This window comes from Pseudomonas sp. GW458-11-26-14-LB4 (genome assembly GCF_059423925.1).
Genome location: NZ_JBWKYU010000009.1, coordinates 41,634 through 59,673 on the forward strand (window position 1 = coordinate 41,634; position 18,040 = coordinate 59,673).

Annotated in this window: 11 protein-coding genes; 6 read left to right on the forward strand and 5 right to left on the reverse strand. The window is 61.6% G+C overall.

From position 1 onward, the window contains the following. Positions 1 to 9 precede the first annotated feature (9 nt). The 3 genes from AC07XZ_RS13815 to AC07XZ_RS13825 form a co-directional block, all read right to left on the reverse strand. Positions 10 to 1,374, reverse strand: coding sequence for a DUF3999 domain-containing protein (locus tag AC07XZ_RS13815; RefSeq protein ID WP_102687873.1), 1,365 nt, complete (start codon positions 1,372 to 1,374; stop codon positions 10 to 12). Further along, positions 1,371 to 4,961, reverse strand: a complete 3,591-nt coding sequence (locus AC07XZ_RS13820; RefSeq protein WP_102687872.1) for a DUF2339 domain-containing protein — start codon at positions 4,959 to 4,961, stop codon at positions 1,371 to 1,373. The genes AC07XZ_RS13815 and AC07XZ_RS13820 overlap by 4 nt, the downstream gene beginning before the upstream one ends. A 102-nt stretch (positions 4,962 to 5,063) precedes the next feature. Then, the gene (locus AC07XZ_RS13825; protein WP_102687871.1) at positions 5,064 to 7,514 is read right to left on the reverse strand and encodes a glycogen/starch/alpha-glucan phosphorylase; all 2,451 of its coding nucleotides are present in this window, start codon (positions 7,512 to 7,514) and stop codon (positions 5,064 to 5,066) included. 258 nt (positions 7,515 to 7,772) lie between these two features. On the opposite strand from AC07XZ_RS13825, the gene AC07XZ_RS13830 reads away from it, so the two are divergent. Then, positions 7,773 to 8,210 (forward strand): YkgJ family cysteine cluster protein, encoded by a 438-nt coding sequence (locus AC07XZ_RS13830; RefSeq protein ID WP_007952500.1) that lies wholly within the window; start codon positions 7,773 to 7,775, stop codon positions 8,208 to 8,210. 298 nt (positions 8,211 to 8,508) lie between these two features. On the opposite strand, the gene typA is transcribed toward AC07XZ_RS13830, so the two are convergent. Next, the gene (gene typA / locus AC07XZ_RS13835) at positions 8,509 to 10,329 is read right to left on the reverse strand and encodes a translational GTPase TypA (RefSeq protein WP_007952502.1); all 1,821 of its coding nucleotides are present in this window, start codon (positions 10,327 to 10,329) and stop codon (positions 8,509 to 8,511) included. A gap of 139 nt (positions 10,330 to 10,468) precedes the next feature. Continuing rightward, complete coding sequence (gene thiI / locus AC07XZ_RS13840) at positions 10,469 to 11,923, reverse strand: tRNA uracil 4-sulfurtransferase ThiI (protein ID WP_085746385.1); 1,455 nt, start codon at positions 11,921 to 11,923, stop codon at positions 10,469 to 10,471. Between the two features lie 327 nt (positions 11,924 to 12,250). On the opposite strand from thiI, the gene glnA reads away from it, so the two are divergent. From glnA to ntrC, 5 genes are all read left to right on the forward strand, one after another. Then, positions 12,251 to 13,657, forward strand: coding sequence for a glutamate--ammonia ligase (gene glnA, locus AC07XZ_RS13845; protein WP_011332032.1), 1,407 nt, complete (start codon positions 12,251 to 12,253; stop codon positions 13,655 to 13,657). Positions 13,658 to 13,799: 142 nt separating this feature from the next. Further along, the gene (locus AC07XZ_RS13850; RefSeq protein ID WP_102687869.1) at positions 13,800 to 14,309 is read left to right on the forward strand and encodes a DUF4124 domain-containing protein; all 510 of its coding nucleotides are present in this window, start codon (positions 13,800 to 13,802) and stop codon (positions 14,307 to 14,309) included. Next, the gene (locus AC07XZ_RS13855) at positions 14,306 to 14,929 is read left to right on the forward strand and encodes a DUF4124 domain-containing protein (RefSeq protein ID WP_102687868.1); all 624 of its coding nucleotides are present in this window, start codon (positions 14,306 to 14,308) and stop codon (positions 14,927 to 14,929) included. Before AC07XZ_RS13850 ends, AC07XZ_RS13855 begins: the two co-directional genes overlap by 4 nt. 230 nt (positions 14,930 to 15,159) lie before the next feature. Continuing rightward, on the forward strand, positions 15,160 to 16,245 hold the full coding sequence (gene glnL / locus AC07XZ_RS13860; RefSeq protein ID WP_007952516.1) for a nitrogen regulation protein NR(II): 1,086 nt from the start codon (positions 15,160 to 15,162) through the stop codon (positions 16,243 to 16,245). Continuing rightward, on the forward strand, positions 16,242 to 17,678 hold the full coding sequence (gene ntrC / locus AC07XZ_RS13865) for a nitrogen regulation protein NR(I) (protein ID WP_007952518.1): 1,437 nt from the start codon (positions 16,242 to 16,244) through the stop codon (positions 17,676 to 17,678). The genes glnL and ntrC overlap by 4 nt, the downstream gene beginning before the upstream one ends. Positions 17,679 to 18,040 lie beyond the last annotated feature (362 nt).

The window sequence follows — 18,040 nt, forward strand, 5'->3', positions numbered from 1 at the left end:
CCGTCATATTCACGATTTGGCCGGCGGCTTGCGCAGCAGACTGAAGGCCATCGCCGCCAGAAACAGCACACTGAGCAGCAACACCGCCCACAGGCCGAACTTCTTCCAGTTGGTATCCGCCGTGGCCGAGGTGGTGGCCGTCGAAGTCTGGGTCGCCAGCGCGTCGCCCTGCACCGTGGCCTTGCCCAATGTGGCCAGTTTCTCCGGTTTGAAATCGGGGATCAGCGTGGTCAGCGGCAGGTTCGCCGTCTTCACGGTCGGATTGCCCAGCGCCAGGCTGTACGGCCCGTCACCCCGGGCGAGGAAGATAACCTGAGTGGCGCGCACCGCGTATTTCACGCTCGGTGCCTGTTCGCCGAGACCGCCGCCGCGTTCGTCGACCGTCAGTTTCAACTGCTGCACGGTCTGCCCGTACAGCTGCAATTCGTTCTGCACCACGTCCTGGCCGTTCTGGGTCAGGCGATAGAGCAAGCCGCTGCTCAGCGGTTGCCACGGCAGACTGTTTTCGCGACGCCCCGACAACGTCACCGGTGCCAGGCTGTTGGCCTGTTTCAGTTCGACCTGCACCCGCTCGATGTTCAGCCCCATCGGCAACTGCCAGGTGTATTCGCCGGGCTTGCCGCTGCTGCCGGCCAGCGCCGGCGACCAGACCAATGGCAGCGGCAGGTTGCGCGGGTCGCTGCTTTTCAGTTGCGCCGACGTCAGGACCGGCGCCGAGGCCGGCGAATCCCAGAGCAGACGCAGATACCGCGCCGATTGCCCCGGCAGCGCCACTTCATGCTGCTCGACCCGTTCGTCGGCAAACGTCAGGCGCGCAACCTGGCCTTCGCCCCAGGCTTGCCAGTGCTGCAAGTCGTCGCTGGCCTCGATGCTGAAACGCTGGAAGCCGTCGCGCTCGCTGGTCCAGTCGAGGATCAATTGCTGCAACGGCGCCTTGATCGCGCTGGCATCGAGCAGCCAACCGCGCAGCACTTCTTCACCGGCTTCGAGCTGACTGGACGGCTGCACTTCCACCAGCGTACCGGTGGTGGTGGATTGCACGCGGACGCTCGGCGCGCGCTCGGTGGCATCCGCCGAGTTGTAAAGCGGAAACCACTTCACCTCATGCAACTGGCCGTCATCGCGGGTCTGCGCTGATTCCCGGGCCAGCGCATAGGCCTGCGGCTCTCCAGCAGCGTTGAACACTCGCAGATCGCTGAGATCAGTCTGGCGCGCCTGCAACTGCACGCTCAGCGGCAGTTCGAGGCGATACCACGGACCGGAACCACTGACCGACAACGGCACCTGCGCGGCGAAGTCCGCCGGTTTTTCCTGGGCGCCGGCCGCCATGGCCACGCCCAGCAACAGCCACCCGAGATTAAGCTTGCGACTCAAGACGACACTCCTTCGGTTTCCGGTGCCGGTTTGTCCGCCGCCGGTACAGCTTCGACGCGTTTAGGCGGCAGCGGCGCAAAATAGCCCACCACCAGCAGCAACACGCCGACGCCGATGAACGAGACAATCCGGGCCAGTCCGCCACGGTTGCTCAATTCGACAAAAATCAGTTTGGCCACCACCAGCGCAATCAGCGCCGCGCCGATCAACCACACTTCGCGGCGATGACGCAGGTGCCCGCCGATCATCAGACCCAGCGCCATCAGCGTCCAGACGATGGACAGACCGGCCTGCACCAGCATCGATTCGAGCAGCAGATCGAGCTCGAACGGAATCCCCGCCCAATGGTGCGCGGCGCGGGTGACCAGCGCAGTGCAGAACGCAAACAGCGAAACGCCGGCAATCAGTTGCGTCGCGTAAGCCGCGTAGTCCTGGCGGATCGACAGCTCGGCCACGGCGCTACGCGACCAGACGTAGACACCGAACAACGCAAACAGCAGACCCAATTCCAGCGGGTTGAGCAGCGGCACATAAGGCAGCGGCTCGGCATTGCCATCGCTGACGCCATTGGCCAGCCAGAACCAGACCAGCATCAGCACCGCCAGCGGCGCCGCCGCGTACAGGCGATATTCACGAGGGAACGCTGCCACCGGCCATGGCCATTGACGCGGTGCAGCCATCAGCAACAGATACACGCTCGGCAGAATCGCCCAGCCCAGCCAGCGCCAGGCGTTGTATTGCTCGGACAACAGCAGCAGGCCGTAGCGCAATTCCAGCGCCAGCACGCCGATCAGCAGCCAGCAACCGAGCACATGGGCCGTGCTCAAAGATCGCGCCGGCAACATCGGCGCCAGACGCCGCAGGCTGATGAAATGCACAACGAACACCGCCGCCCACGCCAGCCAGCCGAAATCCGCCGCCGGGTGATAACGCGAGTGCCACGCGCCGAGCAACACCAGCCCGGCTGCCGGAATCAGCACGGTGCAGAGCAACCCGAGCGACGGCCACTTCAGACGCAAGACCAACAACGTCCACAACGCGACGCTCAGCGCGGCGACCAGCAGCAACAGCGTCGCTTGCAGATTCAGCGGCGCAAACCGCATCACTTCGCTGAACCACGCCAGCGCCCACCAACCGGCGCCCCACACCAGCAACACTTCGGACAGGCGATGCAGGCTCAGCACATCGAACGCCGAGGCGTGATTGCCCAGTTGCAGGCGCCACGCTCCGATCATCGCCGCCAGGCCCAGCACCAGTGGCGTCCAGAATCCGCCATGGGCCAGCGGTCGCAGACCTTCGCTGGACAGCGGCCCGAGCAACTCGGGGCCGGCCAGCAAAAACGCTGCGCCACCGATCAGTTGCAAGAGCAGACCGAAGACAAAACTCACGCGCTGCTTGAGGTACAGACTGAGCCAAATGATCAGCAAGCCACTGGCCGCCCACACCGCGCTCGCGGTCTGCCACGGCAGCACGAACAACACCGCCAGATTGATCAGCACCAGACCTGCCAGCAGCACCACCGACAACCCGCGCAGCAGACGAACATCGCTGTGCACCATCTCGTCGCGCGCCGCCAGCAGCATGCCGGCGATCAACGCCAGACCGATCAACGAGGCGCTGAGCAAACCGCTCCAGCCGGCGCTGAACACGGCCGCCGAATCCTCGCCCGCCCCTTGCAGGCGCAACAGGAATAACGCCCCGCCAAGCAACTGCACGGCAAACGCGGTGAACAAGAACGTGCGCGATTGCAGGCGCAAGCCGACGAACAAGGTCGCCAGCCCGGCCAATGCCCAACTGATCGCCGTGCCGTGGGTGAAGAAAAACAGCGGCGCCAGCAGATACAGGAAGGTCAGCCCCAGACTCGCCAGCACTGGCAGCCCTTGGCGCTCCCACGGCGAGGTTTGCTCCGGCAATGCCTTGCGCAATTGGTAGAAGCTGAATAGCAACGCCGCGCCGAGCATCAATGCGCCCAGAGGCGCTCCGTCGAGCAGGCTGCTTTCGCCGACACGTAACTGGCTGAGAAACGCCAGCGCCGAACCCAGTTGCAGCAGCAACGCGAAGGCCCGGGCCAACGGCCGTTGCTGACGCAAGCCCAGCCAGAAAATTCCCGCACCCTCCACCGCCCAGGCCGCGGACGTCCAGCGCGCATCCAGCCCCAGCGGAATCGCCAGGCTGGCGAAAATCACCCCGAGCGCCAGGCAAGTCTCGCCCAGCAACATCGCCCGACCGCCCATCAGCACTTTGGCCAGGGCCATGTAGATCATGCCCAGCGCCAGCGCACTGAACGCGGCAGCGAATTCAAGATGCTGGACCAGCGCGAATTGCAGGCCGAAACCCACCAGCGGCGGACCGAACAGCATCGTGCCGTCGACGTAATCGCCCTTGCGCGCCGACCAATGCAGCAGCGCCTGGCGATCGTCATCCGCCGGGGCGTCCGGCATGTCCAGCAACTTGCGCCGGGCGAACAGCAGGCCGATGGCCAGATACATCAGGAAGAACAGAATCAGGAACGGTTCGGTGCTCCACAGCAGTTCCGGCGTGTACGAACGCAGGCCCCAGGCGAAACCGATGCCGAAGGTGCCAACGAAGCCGATCAGGTTGAGCAGGCGCCAGGCCTTGAACCAGGCGATGGCCAGGATGCCGGCGTTGAGCAGCGCGAAATAACTGAATAGCGCGACGTGGTTGCCGGCGCCGGTGGAGGTCAGGATCGGCGCGGCGAAACCGCCCAGTGCGGCGACGCAGGCCAGGGCCAGGGAATCCTGGGTGATGGCCAGAATGGCCGAAAACACCGTCACCGCCACCAGCAAGCCCAGCGCAGCAGACGGATCGAGCAGCGGGTGCAGACGCATCGCCGCAAACACCGTCAGGTACAGCACCGCGATCCCGGTGCCTTGCAGCATCAAGGCGTAGCTGTTGTTGCGATGGCGCAACCACCAGCCCAGCGCCAGCAAGCCCAGCGCTGCCGCTGCGACCCCGGCGTAACGCAATTCGATCGGCACCACCATGCCTTCGGTGGCGTAGCGCAGCAGGAACGCCAGACCGAAGAACAACAGCACCACACCGACCCGCAGCACGGTATTGCCACCGAACAGCCAGTTGCGCGCAGCGCTGATGCCGCGTTCGATAAGGTTCGGGCCACGAGGTTCGGCGGGCGGTTGCGGTTCGCGGGTGACGGGCTCCGGGCGCCAGATATCGACCGGCAACGGCTGACCGGGTTCGCTGGCGGCGACGGCGACAGGTTCGAGTTCGGGTGGCAGTTCCCAGACCAGCTCGGGTTCTGCGGCAGCGGGTTGTTCAAATACCGTGACGGGTTCAACGATCGTTTCGCTGGCCGGCGCGACACTCGGCGGCGCTGGCGAATGCGCCGGAGCGCCCTCCAGCAGAAACAGACGCTGTTCGACGCCCTGCAACGCAATCTTCGCGTGATCCAGCTGACGCTGTTGCTCGACAGCCTGTGAACCGAGCCGCGCGATATGCATCGCCTGCCCGATGGCGAGCCCCAGCAACGCGCCCAACAGCGCATCGCTGAACGACTCGTCGAGCAGCCAGCCGAGCAGCAGCCCGATCAACATGAACATCCATTGCATGGTCGATATCCCTGAGCAGCCCCGTGGCGGGGCGGAACCAAGGCTCAGTATATCGGCCCGGCCCAACAATCGTGGGGCCGGGCGCACATTTGTCGCTAAAAGTTACTCGAGGGCCTTCCAGATATCCGTGGCGTACTCGCGGATTGTCCGGTCGGAGGAGAACCAGCCCATACGCGAGGTGTTCAGCACCGCCGAACGCCACCAGTTGTTGGCGTCGTGCCAATGCGCATCGACACGCATCTGCGCCTCCCAGTAGGAGTCGAAATCGGCGCAAACGAAGAACCGGTCGTAATCCACCAGCGAATCGATCAGCCCGGTGTAGCGCGACGTGTCGTCCGGCGAGAACACCCCGCTGCGGATCGCCTGCAACACATCGTTGAGGCGATGGGACGCGGCAATGTCCGGCACCGCGCTGAACTCGTGGTTCTGCTTGCGCGCCTCGACCTGCTGGGCGCTGAGACCGAAGATGAACATGTGCTCGGCGCCGATGTTTTCGCACATTTCCACGTTGGCACCGTCGAGGGTGCCGATGGTCAGCGCACCGTTCAGGCCGAACTTCATGTTGCTGGTGCCCGAGGCCTCGAAACCGGCGGTGGAGATCTGCTCCGACAGGTCCGCTGCTGGAATGATGCTCTCCGCCAGGCTGACGTTGTAGTTGGGCAGGAACACCACTTTGAGCAGGCCGCGCACGGTCGGGTCGTTGTTCACCACCCGGGCGATGTCGTTGGTCAGCTTGATGATCAGCTTGGCCTGGTGATAACTCGCCGCGGCTTTGCCGGCGAAGACTTTCACCCTCGGCACCCAGTCGATTTCCGGCTCGGCGCGGATCGCCTGATACAGCGCGACGGTGTGCATCAGGTTGAGCAGTTGGCGTTTGTATTCGTGGATCCGTTTGACCTGCACGTCGAACATCGCCGCCGGGTTGACCGCGATCCCCAGCCGTTCATGGATCAGATAGGCGAGGGCTTTTTTGCTGTGCAACCGTTGCTCGGCGAAGGCTTTACGGAAGGCGGGTTTCTCGGCGAACGGCTCAAGATCGAGCAGACGCTGTTCGGGGTTATCCAGAACATCCGCGCCGAGGGAATCGACCAGCATCGACGTCAATTCCGGGTTGGCTTGGTACAGCCAGCGGCGGAAGGTGATGCCGTTGGTTTTGTTGTTGATCCGCTCCGGATACAGCTTGTGCAGTTCGGCGAACACGGTTTTGCGCATCAGCTGCGTGTGCAGCCCGGACACGCCGTTGACGCTGTGGGATCCGAGGAACGCGAGGTTGCCCATGCGCACCCGGCGACCGTTGTCCTCCTCGATCAGCGACACCGCGCGCAGCACGTCGAAATCGTGGATGCCCTTGGCCCGCAGCGAATCGATGTGCTGGGCGTTGATCAGATAAATGATCTGCATGTGCCGCGGCAGCATGCGTTCCATCAGCCCCACCGGCCAGGTTTCCAGCGCTTCGGGCAGCAGCGTGTGGTTGGTGTACGACAGCGTGTCGACGGTGACTTGCCACGCCGCGTCCCAGGCCACGTCGTAGACGTCGACCAGTTGGCGCATCAGTTCGGCGACAGCGATCGAAGGGTGGGTGTCGTTGAGCTGGATCGCCGCGTGATCGCCGAGGGTCAGCACCGAGGTGTGCATGTTGCGATGACGGCGCAGCAAATCCTGAAGCGACGCGGCGACGAAGAAGTATTCCTGACGCAGGCGCAGTTCCTGCCCGGCTTCAGTGCTGTCCGCCGGGTAGAGGACGCGGGAGATACTTTCGGCCCGGGCCACTTCAGCGACGGCGCCCAGGTGGTCGCCGGCGTTGAAGCGCTCCAGGTGCAAGTCTTCCATGGCCCTCGCCCGCCACAGGCGCAAGGTGTTGACGCTCGCCCCGCGCCAGCCGACCACCGGGGTGTCGTAGGCAATCGCCCGGACGGTTTCCGCCGGGTGCCAGACTTGCCGGGACTTGCCGCTGGCGTCGGTGACGGTCTCGACGCTGCCGCCAAAGCCGATCGGATAGACCACCTCTGGCCGCTCGAACTCCCAGGGGTTGCCGAAATCCAGCCAGTGCTCGGTCTGTTCCTGTTGCCAACCGTCGACAATCGCCTGACGGAACAACCCGTGCTCATAACGAATGCCGTAGCCGTGGCCAGCGATGCCGAGGGTCGACATGCTTTCCATGAAGCACGCCGCCAATCGTCCGAGGCCACCGTTGCCCAGCGCCGCATCCGGCTCCAGGATGCGGATGCGCTCCAGATCGACGCCCAGCTCGGTCAAGGCTTCACGGGCGACGTCCAGCAAACCGAGGTTGCTCAGGCTGTCGTAGAGCAAACGGCCGATGAGAAATTCCAGCGAGAGGTAATACACCCGCTTCTGGCCTTTGCGGTAGATCTGCCGGGTATGGTCCATCCAGTGCTCGACCATGTGATCGCGCGCCGCCAGGGCAATAGCTTCGAACCAGTCATGGTCGAAGGCGTGATCCGGGTCTTTGCCTACCGCGTAGGTGAGTTTGGTCAGGACGGCGTCGCGGAATGCGGCCACCTCTGCTTCGCGAACTAGTGGTTCTTGAGTCATCGATAGGACCTCGAGCGAGCGGGGAGTTGTCAGAGCCTAGACGGTCTGACCGACGGTAAGGGCTCTGGTTCGGCAGTTTTTACCGAGAGTGTGAGATCGACCGGCAATACTCTGGCGAATGCCTCAATGAATGCAGGGGCCGTGCCGAATTGTCGGACGATGCGGGTGCATGAAGAAAAAATCTGGCGAAAGGTTGTTCAAAAATCCACCAGTCCCGGTATGATCGCGCGCCCTGATGCACACGCCTGGTAACCACCGATGATGAAGCCCAACCTGATCGCCGCAGCCGAGATCGACCGTCTCGATACCTGGGCCAAATATTCGGCCCCGATGTGCGGCTCGTGCGTTTCCAGCTGCTGCACGCTGCCGGTCGAGGTCAAGATCAAGGATCTGGTGCGCATCGGTGTGGTCGACGAGTTCGAACTGGGCGACCCGCCGAAGAACATCGCCAAGCGTCTGCAAAAGGAAGGTCTGGTCGAGCGCTTCAATCAGAAGTCGGGGATCTTCACGCTCCAGCGCATGAGCAACAACGATTGCTACTACCTGGATCGTAAGAGCCGCCTGTGCACCATTTATGACAAGCGCCCTGACACCTGCCGCAACCACCCGAAGATCGGCCCGCGCCCGGGTTACTGCGCGTACAAGCCGAAGGAAGTGGAGCGGGTGCAGAATTCGCGGTCGATCGAGCGGTTCTAAAAGCCGACCCTCACTCCAACCCTCGAACCTCGCCCCCTCACCCCAGCCCTCTCCCGGAGGGAGAGGGAGCCGACCGAGGTCGTTTTGCGTCATACATCGACCTGAAACAACCAGTCGATTATGGATTCGGTAAATCCCGATCAGGTCGGCGTACTTCTTGAGCATCCCCCAATCGGTCCCCTCTCCCTCCGGGAGAGGGTTAGGGTGAGGGGGCTTTTGAGGTTCAGCACTTTTCCCCGGATAAACAAAAACGCCCCCGGTCTCTCGACCGGGGGCGTTTTTTCAAGCCTGGGCTAAATTACGCCTTGGCTTTCTTGGCAGCGCGGGTACGCTCGCTTTCGTCCAGGATCTTCTTGCGAAGACGGATGGACTTAGGAGTAACTTCGCACAGCTCGTCTTCCTGGATGTATTCCAGAGCCTGTTCCAGAGTGAAGCGAACAGGTGGGACCAGAGCGATGGTTTCGTCTTTACCCGAAGCACGCATGTTGTCGAGCTTCTTGCCTTTGGTCGGGTTCACACCCAGGTCGTTGTCGCGGGAGTTCTGACCAACGATCTGACCGTTGTAGATCTCCTGGCCGTGTTCTACGAACAGCTTGCCACGAGCCTGCAGGGTTTCCAGGGAGTAGGTCAGTGCCTTGCCGGTTTCAACCGAAACCAGAACGCCGTTCTGACGGCCGGACATGTGGCCCGACTTCACTGGAGCGTAACGGTCGAAGATCGAGGTCAGGATGCCAGCACCGTTGGTCAGGGTCAGGAACTGGTTACGGAAACCGATCAGACCGCGAGCAGGGATGTTGTATTCCAGACGAACACGGCCTTTGCCATCCGGCACCATGTTGCTCAGGTCGCCTTTACGCAGACCCATTTCTTCCATGACCTTGCCCTGGGATTCTTCAGGGATGTCGATGGTTACGTTTTCGAACGGTTCCTGCTTCACGCCGTCAACTTCACGGATGATCACTTCAGGACGGCCCAGGGCCAGCTCGAAGCCTTCGCGACGCATGGTTTCGATCAGTACCGAGAGGTGCAGCTCACCACGGCCGGATACCTTGAACTTGTCAGCCGAGTCGCCTTCTTCAACGCGCAGTGCAACGTTGTACAGCAGCTCTTTGTCCAGACGATCCTTGATGTTACGGGAGGTCACGAACTTGCCTTCTTTACCGCAGAATGGCGAGTCGTTTACCTGGAAGGTCATGGAAACGGTTGGCTCGTCAACGGTCAGAGGCTTCATCGCCTCGACGTTGTTGATGTCGCACAGGGTGTCGGAGATGAACAGCTCGTCGAAACCGCTGATGCAGACGATGTCGCCAGCTGCAGCTTCTTCAACGTCAACGCGGTGCAGACCGTGGTGACCCATCAGCTTCAGGATACGACCGTTGCGGCGCTTGCCGTCGGCGCTGATAGCGACAACCGGAGTGTTCGGCTTGACGCGACCACGAGCGATACGGCCAACACCGATAACACCCAGGAAGCTGTTGTAGTCCAGAGCGGAGATCTGCATCTGGAACGGACCGTCACGGTCAACAGCCGGAGGCGGAACGTGGTCGACTACCGCCTGGTACAGCGCGGTCATGTCTTCGCCCATGGCGGTGTGGTCCAGACCGGCGATGCCGTTCAGGGCCGAAGCGTAAACAACCTGGAAGTCCAGTTGTTCTTCGGTAGCGCCCAGGTTGTCGAACAGATCGAAGATCTGGTCCAGAACCCAGTCAGGACGCGCGCCCGGACGGTCAACCTTGTTGATGACCACGATTGGACGCAGGCCGGCTTCGAAAGCCTTCTTGGTCACGAAACGGGTTTGCGGCATAGGGCCGTCTTGGGCGTCGACCAGCAGCAGCACGGAGTCAACCATGGACATTACGCGCTCGACTTCGCCGCCGAAGTCGGCGTGGCCCGGGGTGTCCACGATGTTGATGTGGTAGCCGTTCCAGTTGATGGCGGTGTTTTTCGCCAGAATGGTAATGCCGCGCTCTTTTTCCTGGTCGTTGGAGTCCATCACGCGCTCGTCGTTGAGCTCGTTGCGCTCCAGGGTGCCGGATTGACGCAGGAGTTTGTCTACCAGGGTGGTCTTACCATGGTCAACGTGGGCAATGATGGCGATGTTGCGTAGATTTTCGATCACTTGTGTATCTCGATCAGAGGATTCGGTTTGCTGACAAGTCTTGGCAGCGATTGACAGTAGTGTCCGGCATGGCCGTTACAGCTTGACGGCGGTGTCGGGGGGCCGGTGACGCAGGCCACAGGCAAACAGCCCCGGGCACTTAGCTCGGTCGATAAACGCGCACATTGGCATGCCCCTCACTGAGCAAATGGTGGGCATGCAGGCGACTCATCACGCCTTTGTCGCAATACAGCAGGTACTGGCGAGTAGGGTCCAGTTCCTTGAAACGAGCGTTCACTGCGTAGAACGGCATCGTCTGTACCTCTATGCCGGCGAGTTCCAGCGGGTCATCCTCGGCGGCATCCGGGTGACGGATGTCGATGACGATCTGACCGGCCAGCGCTTCGCTGACTTCTTCGATCTGCAAATCCTGGCCCAATTCGTCGATCACCCGATCGATCGGCACCAGTCTGGCGTTTGCGAGCGCACGCTCGAGCACCGCCATGTCGAATTCCTGCTCTTCGTGCTCGACCCGGCCACGCTTGGCGGCGGTCTTCGGGTTGACCGAGATGACGCCGCAGTATTCCGGCATGTGCCGGGCGAAATCACCGGTACCGATCTGGTCGGCCGTGTCGATGATGTCCTGCTTGTGGGCGACGATCAGCGGTCGCAGCACCAGCTTGTCGGTGACGCAATCGATGACCGACAGGTTCGGCAGCGTCTGGCTCGACACCTGGGAAATCGCTTCACCGGTGACCAGCGCATCGATGTGCAGGCGTTCGGCAATGTTCGACGCCGCGCGCAACATCATACGCTTCAATACGACGCCCATATGACTGTCGTCGACCTTGCCGAGAATTTCGCCCAAGACTTCTTCGAACGGAACACTGACAAATAGCACGCGTTGCGAGCTGCCGTACTTCTTCCAGATGAAATGCGCGACTTCCATTACGCCCAATTCGTGGGCACGACCGCCCAGGTTGAAGAAGCAGAAGTGCGTCATCAGACCCCGACGAAGGATCTGGTACGCGGCAACCGTCGAGTCAAAACCGCCGGACATCAATACCAGCGTCTGCTCCAGCGCACCGAGCGGGTAGCCGCCGATGCCATTGTGCTGGCTGTGGATCACGAACAACCGTTTGTCGCGAACTTCGATGCGGACTTCGATTTCCGGCTGTTTCAGGTCGATTCCGGCAGCGCCGCACTCACGGCGCAGCTTGCTGCCGACGTATTTTTCGACGTCCATCGAGCTGAACGCATGCTTGCCCGCACGCTTGCAGCGCACCGAAAAAATCTTCCCGGCCAGCGCATCGCCGTAGTGCTGCTTGCACTTCTCGGTGATGTCGTCGAAGTCACCCAGCGGGTACTCGTCGATCTGCAGAAAGTGCGCGATGCCCGGCATGCAGGTCAGGCGTTCGCCCATCTCTTTCAGGGCCTTGGGGTCGGTGACGCGGGTTTCCAGCTCGAGATTGTCCCACACACCGTTCACCACCACGGCCGGGTCCAGGTCGCGGAGCACGGTGCGGATGTTCTTGGCCAGCTGGCGGATGAATTTCGTCCGGACAGGTCGGCTTTTGATGGTGATCTCGGGGAAGACTTTTACGATTAGTTTCATGAAAACAGCGCGCGCAGGGCCAGCCGAAAAAGGGGGGCGCGTATTATAGCGGAAATTGCTCAAGGTTTAACCAGTTAATGTGCAGAAGGTTTTGCGCGCACCAAAACGGGTCGTTTTTCGATTTGAGCGCTACATTAAAGGGCGAGATTTTCGCCTTTAAGGCGCTTTCGGCCTTTAGAAGCGTGAATTTGGGGCAAAAAACCCATGCTGGGGCACTGGCATGCAATTTGCTCCCTTGTGAGGCAGGTTGCCTTGGCAGAGTATTCGCGCCGGCATCACCACTATTAAGGGCATCCACTACCCGCCCTAATTCACCCGGAGGACACTATGTCGAAGTCGGTTCAACTCATCAAAGATCATGACGTCAAGTGGATTGATCTGCGCTTCACGGACACCAAAGGCACTCAGCACCACGTGACCATGCCGGCTCGCGATGCGCTGGAAGACGACTTCTTCGAAGTTGGCAAGATGTTCGACGGTTCCTCCATCGCTGGCTGGAAAGGCATCGAAGCCTCCGACATGATCCTGCTGCCGGACGACGAAACCGCCGTTCTGGACCCGTTCACCGAAGAGCCAACCCTGATCCTGGTCTGCGACATCATCGAACCTTCGACCATGCAAGGTTACGATCGCGACCCGCGCGCCATCGCCCGCCGCGCCGAGGAATACCTGAAGACCACCGGTATCGGTGACACCGTATTCGCCGGTCCAGAGCCTGAGTTCTTCATCTTCGACGAAGTGAAGTTCAAGTCCGACATCTCCGGCTCGATGTTCAAGATCTACTCCGAGCAAGGCTCGTGGATGTCCGACCAGGACGTGGAAGGCGGCAACAAAGGCCACCGTCCAGGCGTGAAAGGTGGCTACTTCCCGGTTCCGCCGTTCGACCACGACCACGAAATCCGTACCTCCATGTGCAACGCACTGGAAGAAATGGGCCTGACCGTTGAAGTTCACCACCACGAAGTGGCAACTGCCGGCCAGAACGAAATCGGCGTCAAGTTCAACACCCTGGTGAAGAAAGCCGACGAAACCCAGACCCTGAAATACGTTGTACACAACGTTGCCGACGCCTACGGCCGTACCGCGACCTTCATGCCGAAGCCGCTGTACGGCGACAACGGTTCGGGCATGCACGTTCACATGTCCATCTCCAAAGATGGCAAGAACACCTTCGCGGGTGAAGGCTATGCCGGCCTGTCCGACACCGCCCTGTACTTCATCGGCGGCATCATCAAGCACGGTAAGGCCCTGAACGGCTTCACCAACCCGGCCACCAACTCCTACAAGCGTCTGGTGCCAGGCTTCGAAGCTCCGGTAATGCTGGCCTACTCGGCTCGCAACCGTTCCGCCTCGATCCGTATTCCTTACGTCAACAGCCCTAAAGGCCGTCGTATCGAAGCCCGCTTCCCGGATCCGGCTGCCAACCCGTACCTGGCTTTCGCAGCGCTGCTGATGGCCGGTCTGGACGGTATCCAGAACAAGATCCACCCAGGCGATGCTGCCGACAAGAACCTGTACGACCTGCCGCCTGAAGAGGCGAAAGAGATCCCGCAAGTTTGCGGCAGCCTGAAAGAAGCCCTGGAAGAGCTGGACAAGGGCCGCGCGTTCCTGACCAAGGGCGGCGTGTTCTCCGACGACTTCATCGACGCTTACATCGCGCTGAAATCCGAAGAAGAAATCAAGGTCCGCACCTTCGTACACCCACTGGAATATGAGCTGTACTACAGCTGCTGATCCGGTAGCGCCGCGCTACGCGGCGTGACAAAAAGAGGCCTCCTTCGGGAGGCCTTTTTTATGGCCGGATGTTTTCCATCCGAGCCTTCGCCGTTCCACTGTCCTATGCTGCATCCCATCGTTTTCGTTTCCGGTCGATTTCATGGGTCGCACCCTTCTCTATATTCTGCTGCTGATCGCCCTGCCCGCCGCCGCGCAGATCTACAAGTACACCGACGCCAGCGGCAACACCGTGTACAGCGATCACGCGCCGGACGGCGTGCAAGCGCAGCCGGTGGAGTTGCCGCCGCTCAACAGCGTCCAGCCTCAGGCACCGAGCGCGCCATCGCCAGACACGGTTAACCAAGCGCCAGCGCGCAATGCCTATGAAGTGCTCGAGTTGACCGGCCTGCCCACCGAGGAGGCCCTGCGCGCCAACAACGGCACGTTCACGGTCAGCGTGCTGATCAAGCCGCGCCTGCAACCGCCGCATCAATTGCGTCTGCTGCTGGACGACGCGCCTTATGGCCAGCCGAGCAACGTGCCGATCCTGCAACTGGTAAACGTTGACCGGGGCGAGCATCGGCTGGCGGTGCAGGTGATCAATGGCGAGGCGATCATTCAGCAGAGTCCTGCGGTGGTGTTCACCGTGCAGCGGGTGCACAAGCCATGACGCGGGGATTGATTGCCCTGTGCCTGTTTCTGATGGCGTTTGGCGCATCGGCCGAGGTGTTCACTTACATCGACGCCCAGGGCAATCGTGTCTATACGGACCAACCGCACGGCAACGCCAAGCGTGTGCCGCTGGCCACCAGCAATCGCATGGCCTCGAATCCGACCGCCGCTGCACCGGTCACACCGTCGAAGCAATCAGCAGAGCCGTCACTGTTCCACTACGACATGCTGCGCGTGCTGATCCCCGAGCCGGACGCAACCATTCGCAGCAGCGCCGGTGAGCTGATCGTCAGCGTCACCAGCGAACCGGGCCTGCAAAGAGGTCACCTGTATCGCCTGCTGCTGGATGGCCAGGCCGTCGGCGAACCCGGCCTGAGTCCGGTGTTCCCGCTGAGCAATATCGATCGCGGCAGCCACAACCTGTCGGTGGAGATCCTCGATGCCCAGGGCCGAACCGTGGAGAAAACCGCCAACCAGCCATTCCACATGCAGCGCATTTCCCTGGCACAGAAACGTCAGGTCAAACCCTGCGTCAGCGCCGACTACGGCGTGCGCCCGGAATGCCCACTGAAAGACAAACCCGCCGAACCGAAAAATCCTTTCCTGCGTTTCTTCTGACGTCGTTCAGCTTTGCGCACTATATTGGTGCAATACGCTGCACCGTACTCACATTCCAACCCATTTTGGTTCGAAAGTACCCGCCAGAGCGGTTTGACTGCCACGCAAACGAGCGTCAAACGCCCGTTTCAGGGGTTGAACGCTTCGTTTCGGAGCCTTGGTTTGGTTTTTGCATTTTCCTCGCATCAGCGCTGTATCCCTGCGCGCGCCATGCTCCAAAAGAGGTCCTCATGACCATCAGTGACGCACTGCATCGCTTGCTACTCGACAACCTGACCACCGCCACCATCCTGCTCGACAGCGAATTGCGCCTCGAGTACATGAACCCGGCGGCGGAGATGCTGCTGGCCATCAGCGGCCAGCGCAGCCATGGGCAGTTCATCAGCGAGCTGTTCACCGAGTCAACCGAGGCGCTCAATTCGTTGCGCCAGGCGGTGGAGCAGGCGCACCCGTTCACCAAGCGCGAAGCGATGCTCACTGCCCTCACCGGCCAGACCCTGACCGTGGATTACGCGGTGACGCCGATCCTCAGCAACGGCGCGACCCTGCTTTTGCTGGAAGTCCATCCTCGTGACCGCCTGTTGCGGATCACCAAGGAAGAGGCCCAGTTGTCGAAGCAGGAAACCAGCAAGATGCTGGTGCGCGGCCTGGCCCACGAGATCAAGAATCCGCTGGGCGGCATCCGCGGTGCCGCGCAGTTGCTGGCCCGGGAACTGCCGGAAGACAGCCTGCGCGACTACACCAACGTGATCATCGAAGAGGCCGACCGCCTGCGCAATCTGGTCGACCGCATGCTCGGCTCGAACAAACTGCCGTCGCTGGCCCTGTGCAATGTCCACGAAGTGCTGGAGCGCGTCTGCCAATTGGTCGAAGCCGAAAGCCAGGGCTGCATCACGCTGGTGCGCGATTACGACCCGAGCATCCCCGACGTCCTGATCGACCGCGAACAAATGATTCAGGCGGTGCTGAACATTGTGCGCAACGCGATGCAGGCCATCAGCAGCCAGAACGAGCTGCGCCTGGGCCGCATCAGCTTGCGCACCCGCGCCATGCGACAGTTCACCATCGGCCACGTCCGCCATCGTCTGGTGACCAAGATCGAGATCATCGACAACGGCCCGGGCATTCCGGCGGAACTCCAGGAAACCATCTTCTTTCCCATGGTCAGCGGCCGTCCGGACGGTACCGGGCTGGGCCTGGCCATCACCCAGAACATCATCAGCCAGCACCAGGGCCTGATCGAGTGTGACAGCCATCCAGGCCACACCACGTTCTCGATCTTTCTGCCACTGGAACAAGGAGCCACATCGACATGAGCCGTAGTGAAACCGTGTGGATCGTCGATGACGACCGTTCTATCCGTTGGGTTCTGGAAAAAGCCCTGCAACAGGAAGGCATGACCACCCAGAGCTTCGACAGTGCCGATGGCGTGATGAGCCGCCTCGCGCGCCAGCAGCCGGACGTGATCATCTCCGACATCCGCATGCCCGGCGCCAGCGGCCTGGACCTGCTGGCGCGGATCCGCGAGCAGCACCCGCGGCTGCCGGTGATCATCATGACCGCTCACTCCGATCTGGATAGCGCTGTCGCCTCCTATCAGGGCGGCGCGTTCGAGTACCTGCCCAAGCCGTTCGATGTCGACGAAGCGGTGTCGCTGGTCAAACGCGCCAATCAGCATGCTCAGGAACAACAGGGCCTGGAAGTCGCCCCGACCCTGACTCGCACCCCGGAAATCATCGGCGAAGCGCCGGCGATGCAGGAAGTGTTTCGCGCCATCGGGCGCTTGAGCCACTCCAACATCACCGTGCTGATCAACGGCGAATCCGGCACCGGTAAAGAACTGGTGGCCCACGCCCTGCACCGCCACAGCCCGCGCGCGGCCTCGCCGTTCATCGCGCTGAACATGGCGGCGATTCCGAAAGACTTGATGGAATCCGAGCTGTTCGGCCACGAGAAAGGCGCCTTCACCGGCGCGGCCAACCTGCGTCGCGGCCGTTTCGAACAGGCCGACGGCGGCACGCTGTTCCTCGATGAGATCGGGGACATGCCGGCGGACACCCAGACCCGACTGCTGCGGGTACTGGCCGATGGCGAGTTCTATCGTGTTGGCGGGCATGTGCCGGTCAAGGTCGATGTGCGGATCATCGCCGCAACGCACCAGAATCTGGAAACCCTGGTTCACGCCGGGAAATTCCGTGAGGACTTGTTCCACCGCCTCAACGTGATCCGCATCCATATTCCGCGCCTGTCGGACCGTCGCGAAGACATCCCGACCCTGGCCAAGCACTTCCTCAGCCGCGCTGCGCAAGAACTGGCGGTGGAGCCGAAGCTGCTGAAAAGCGAGACCGAGGAATACCTGAAGAACCTGCCGTGGCCAGGCAACGTGCGCCAGCTGGAAAACACCTGCCGCTGGATCACCGTGATGGCGTCCGGGCGCGAGGTGCACATCAGCGATCTGCCGCCGGAACTGCTGAGCCTGCCGCAGGACTCGGCGCCAGTCACCAACTGGGAACAGGCGCTGCGTCAGTGGGCCGATCAGGCCCTGGCGCGCGGTCAGTCGAGCCTGCTCGACAGCGCGGTACCGGCGTTCGAGCGGATCATGATCGAGACAGCACTGAAGCACACTGCCGGGCGTCGTCGTGACGCTGCGGTGCTGCTGGGCTGGGGCCGCAACACCTTGACCCGCAAGATCAAGGAACTCGGCATGAAAGTCGATGGCGGGGATGACGATGAGGGCGATGAAGGCTGAGATTCAGCGCCAGCCTGCACCGCCGGAAGGCACCGTGACCCTTAATCGGGCACAGCCACTGGCTCAGGCTTGCACTGTAAACCGCTGAAAATCCCATCCTGTGAAAAGACGAAGGCCCCGTATTACGGGGCCTTCGTCGTTGTGCCGGGCTTTTTTGTTTCAAAACGCGAAAACCTGGCACGCCCCCTGCAATAACTCCTACAGGTGATTCGATTCACCCACCTTTTCGGGGGCCTTGGTACAGGCAGGCCGGGGATTCCCCTCTTTACACAGGACTCGATGAGTCCACCCTTTTGGGGCCCTTGATACAGGCAGGTCAGGGGTTCCTTCTTTACACCGGCTCAGAACGCGATGCGATGAGC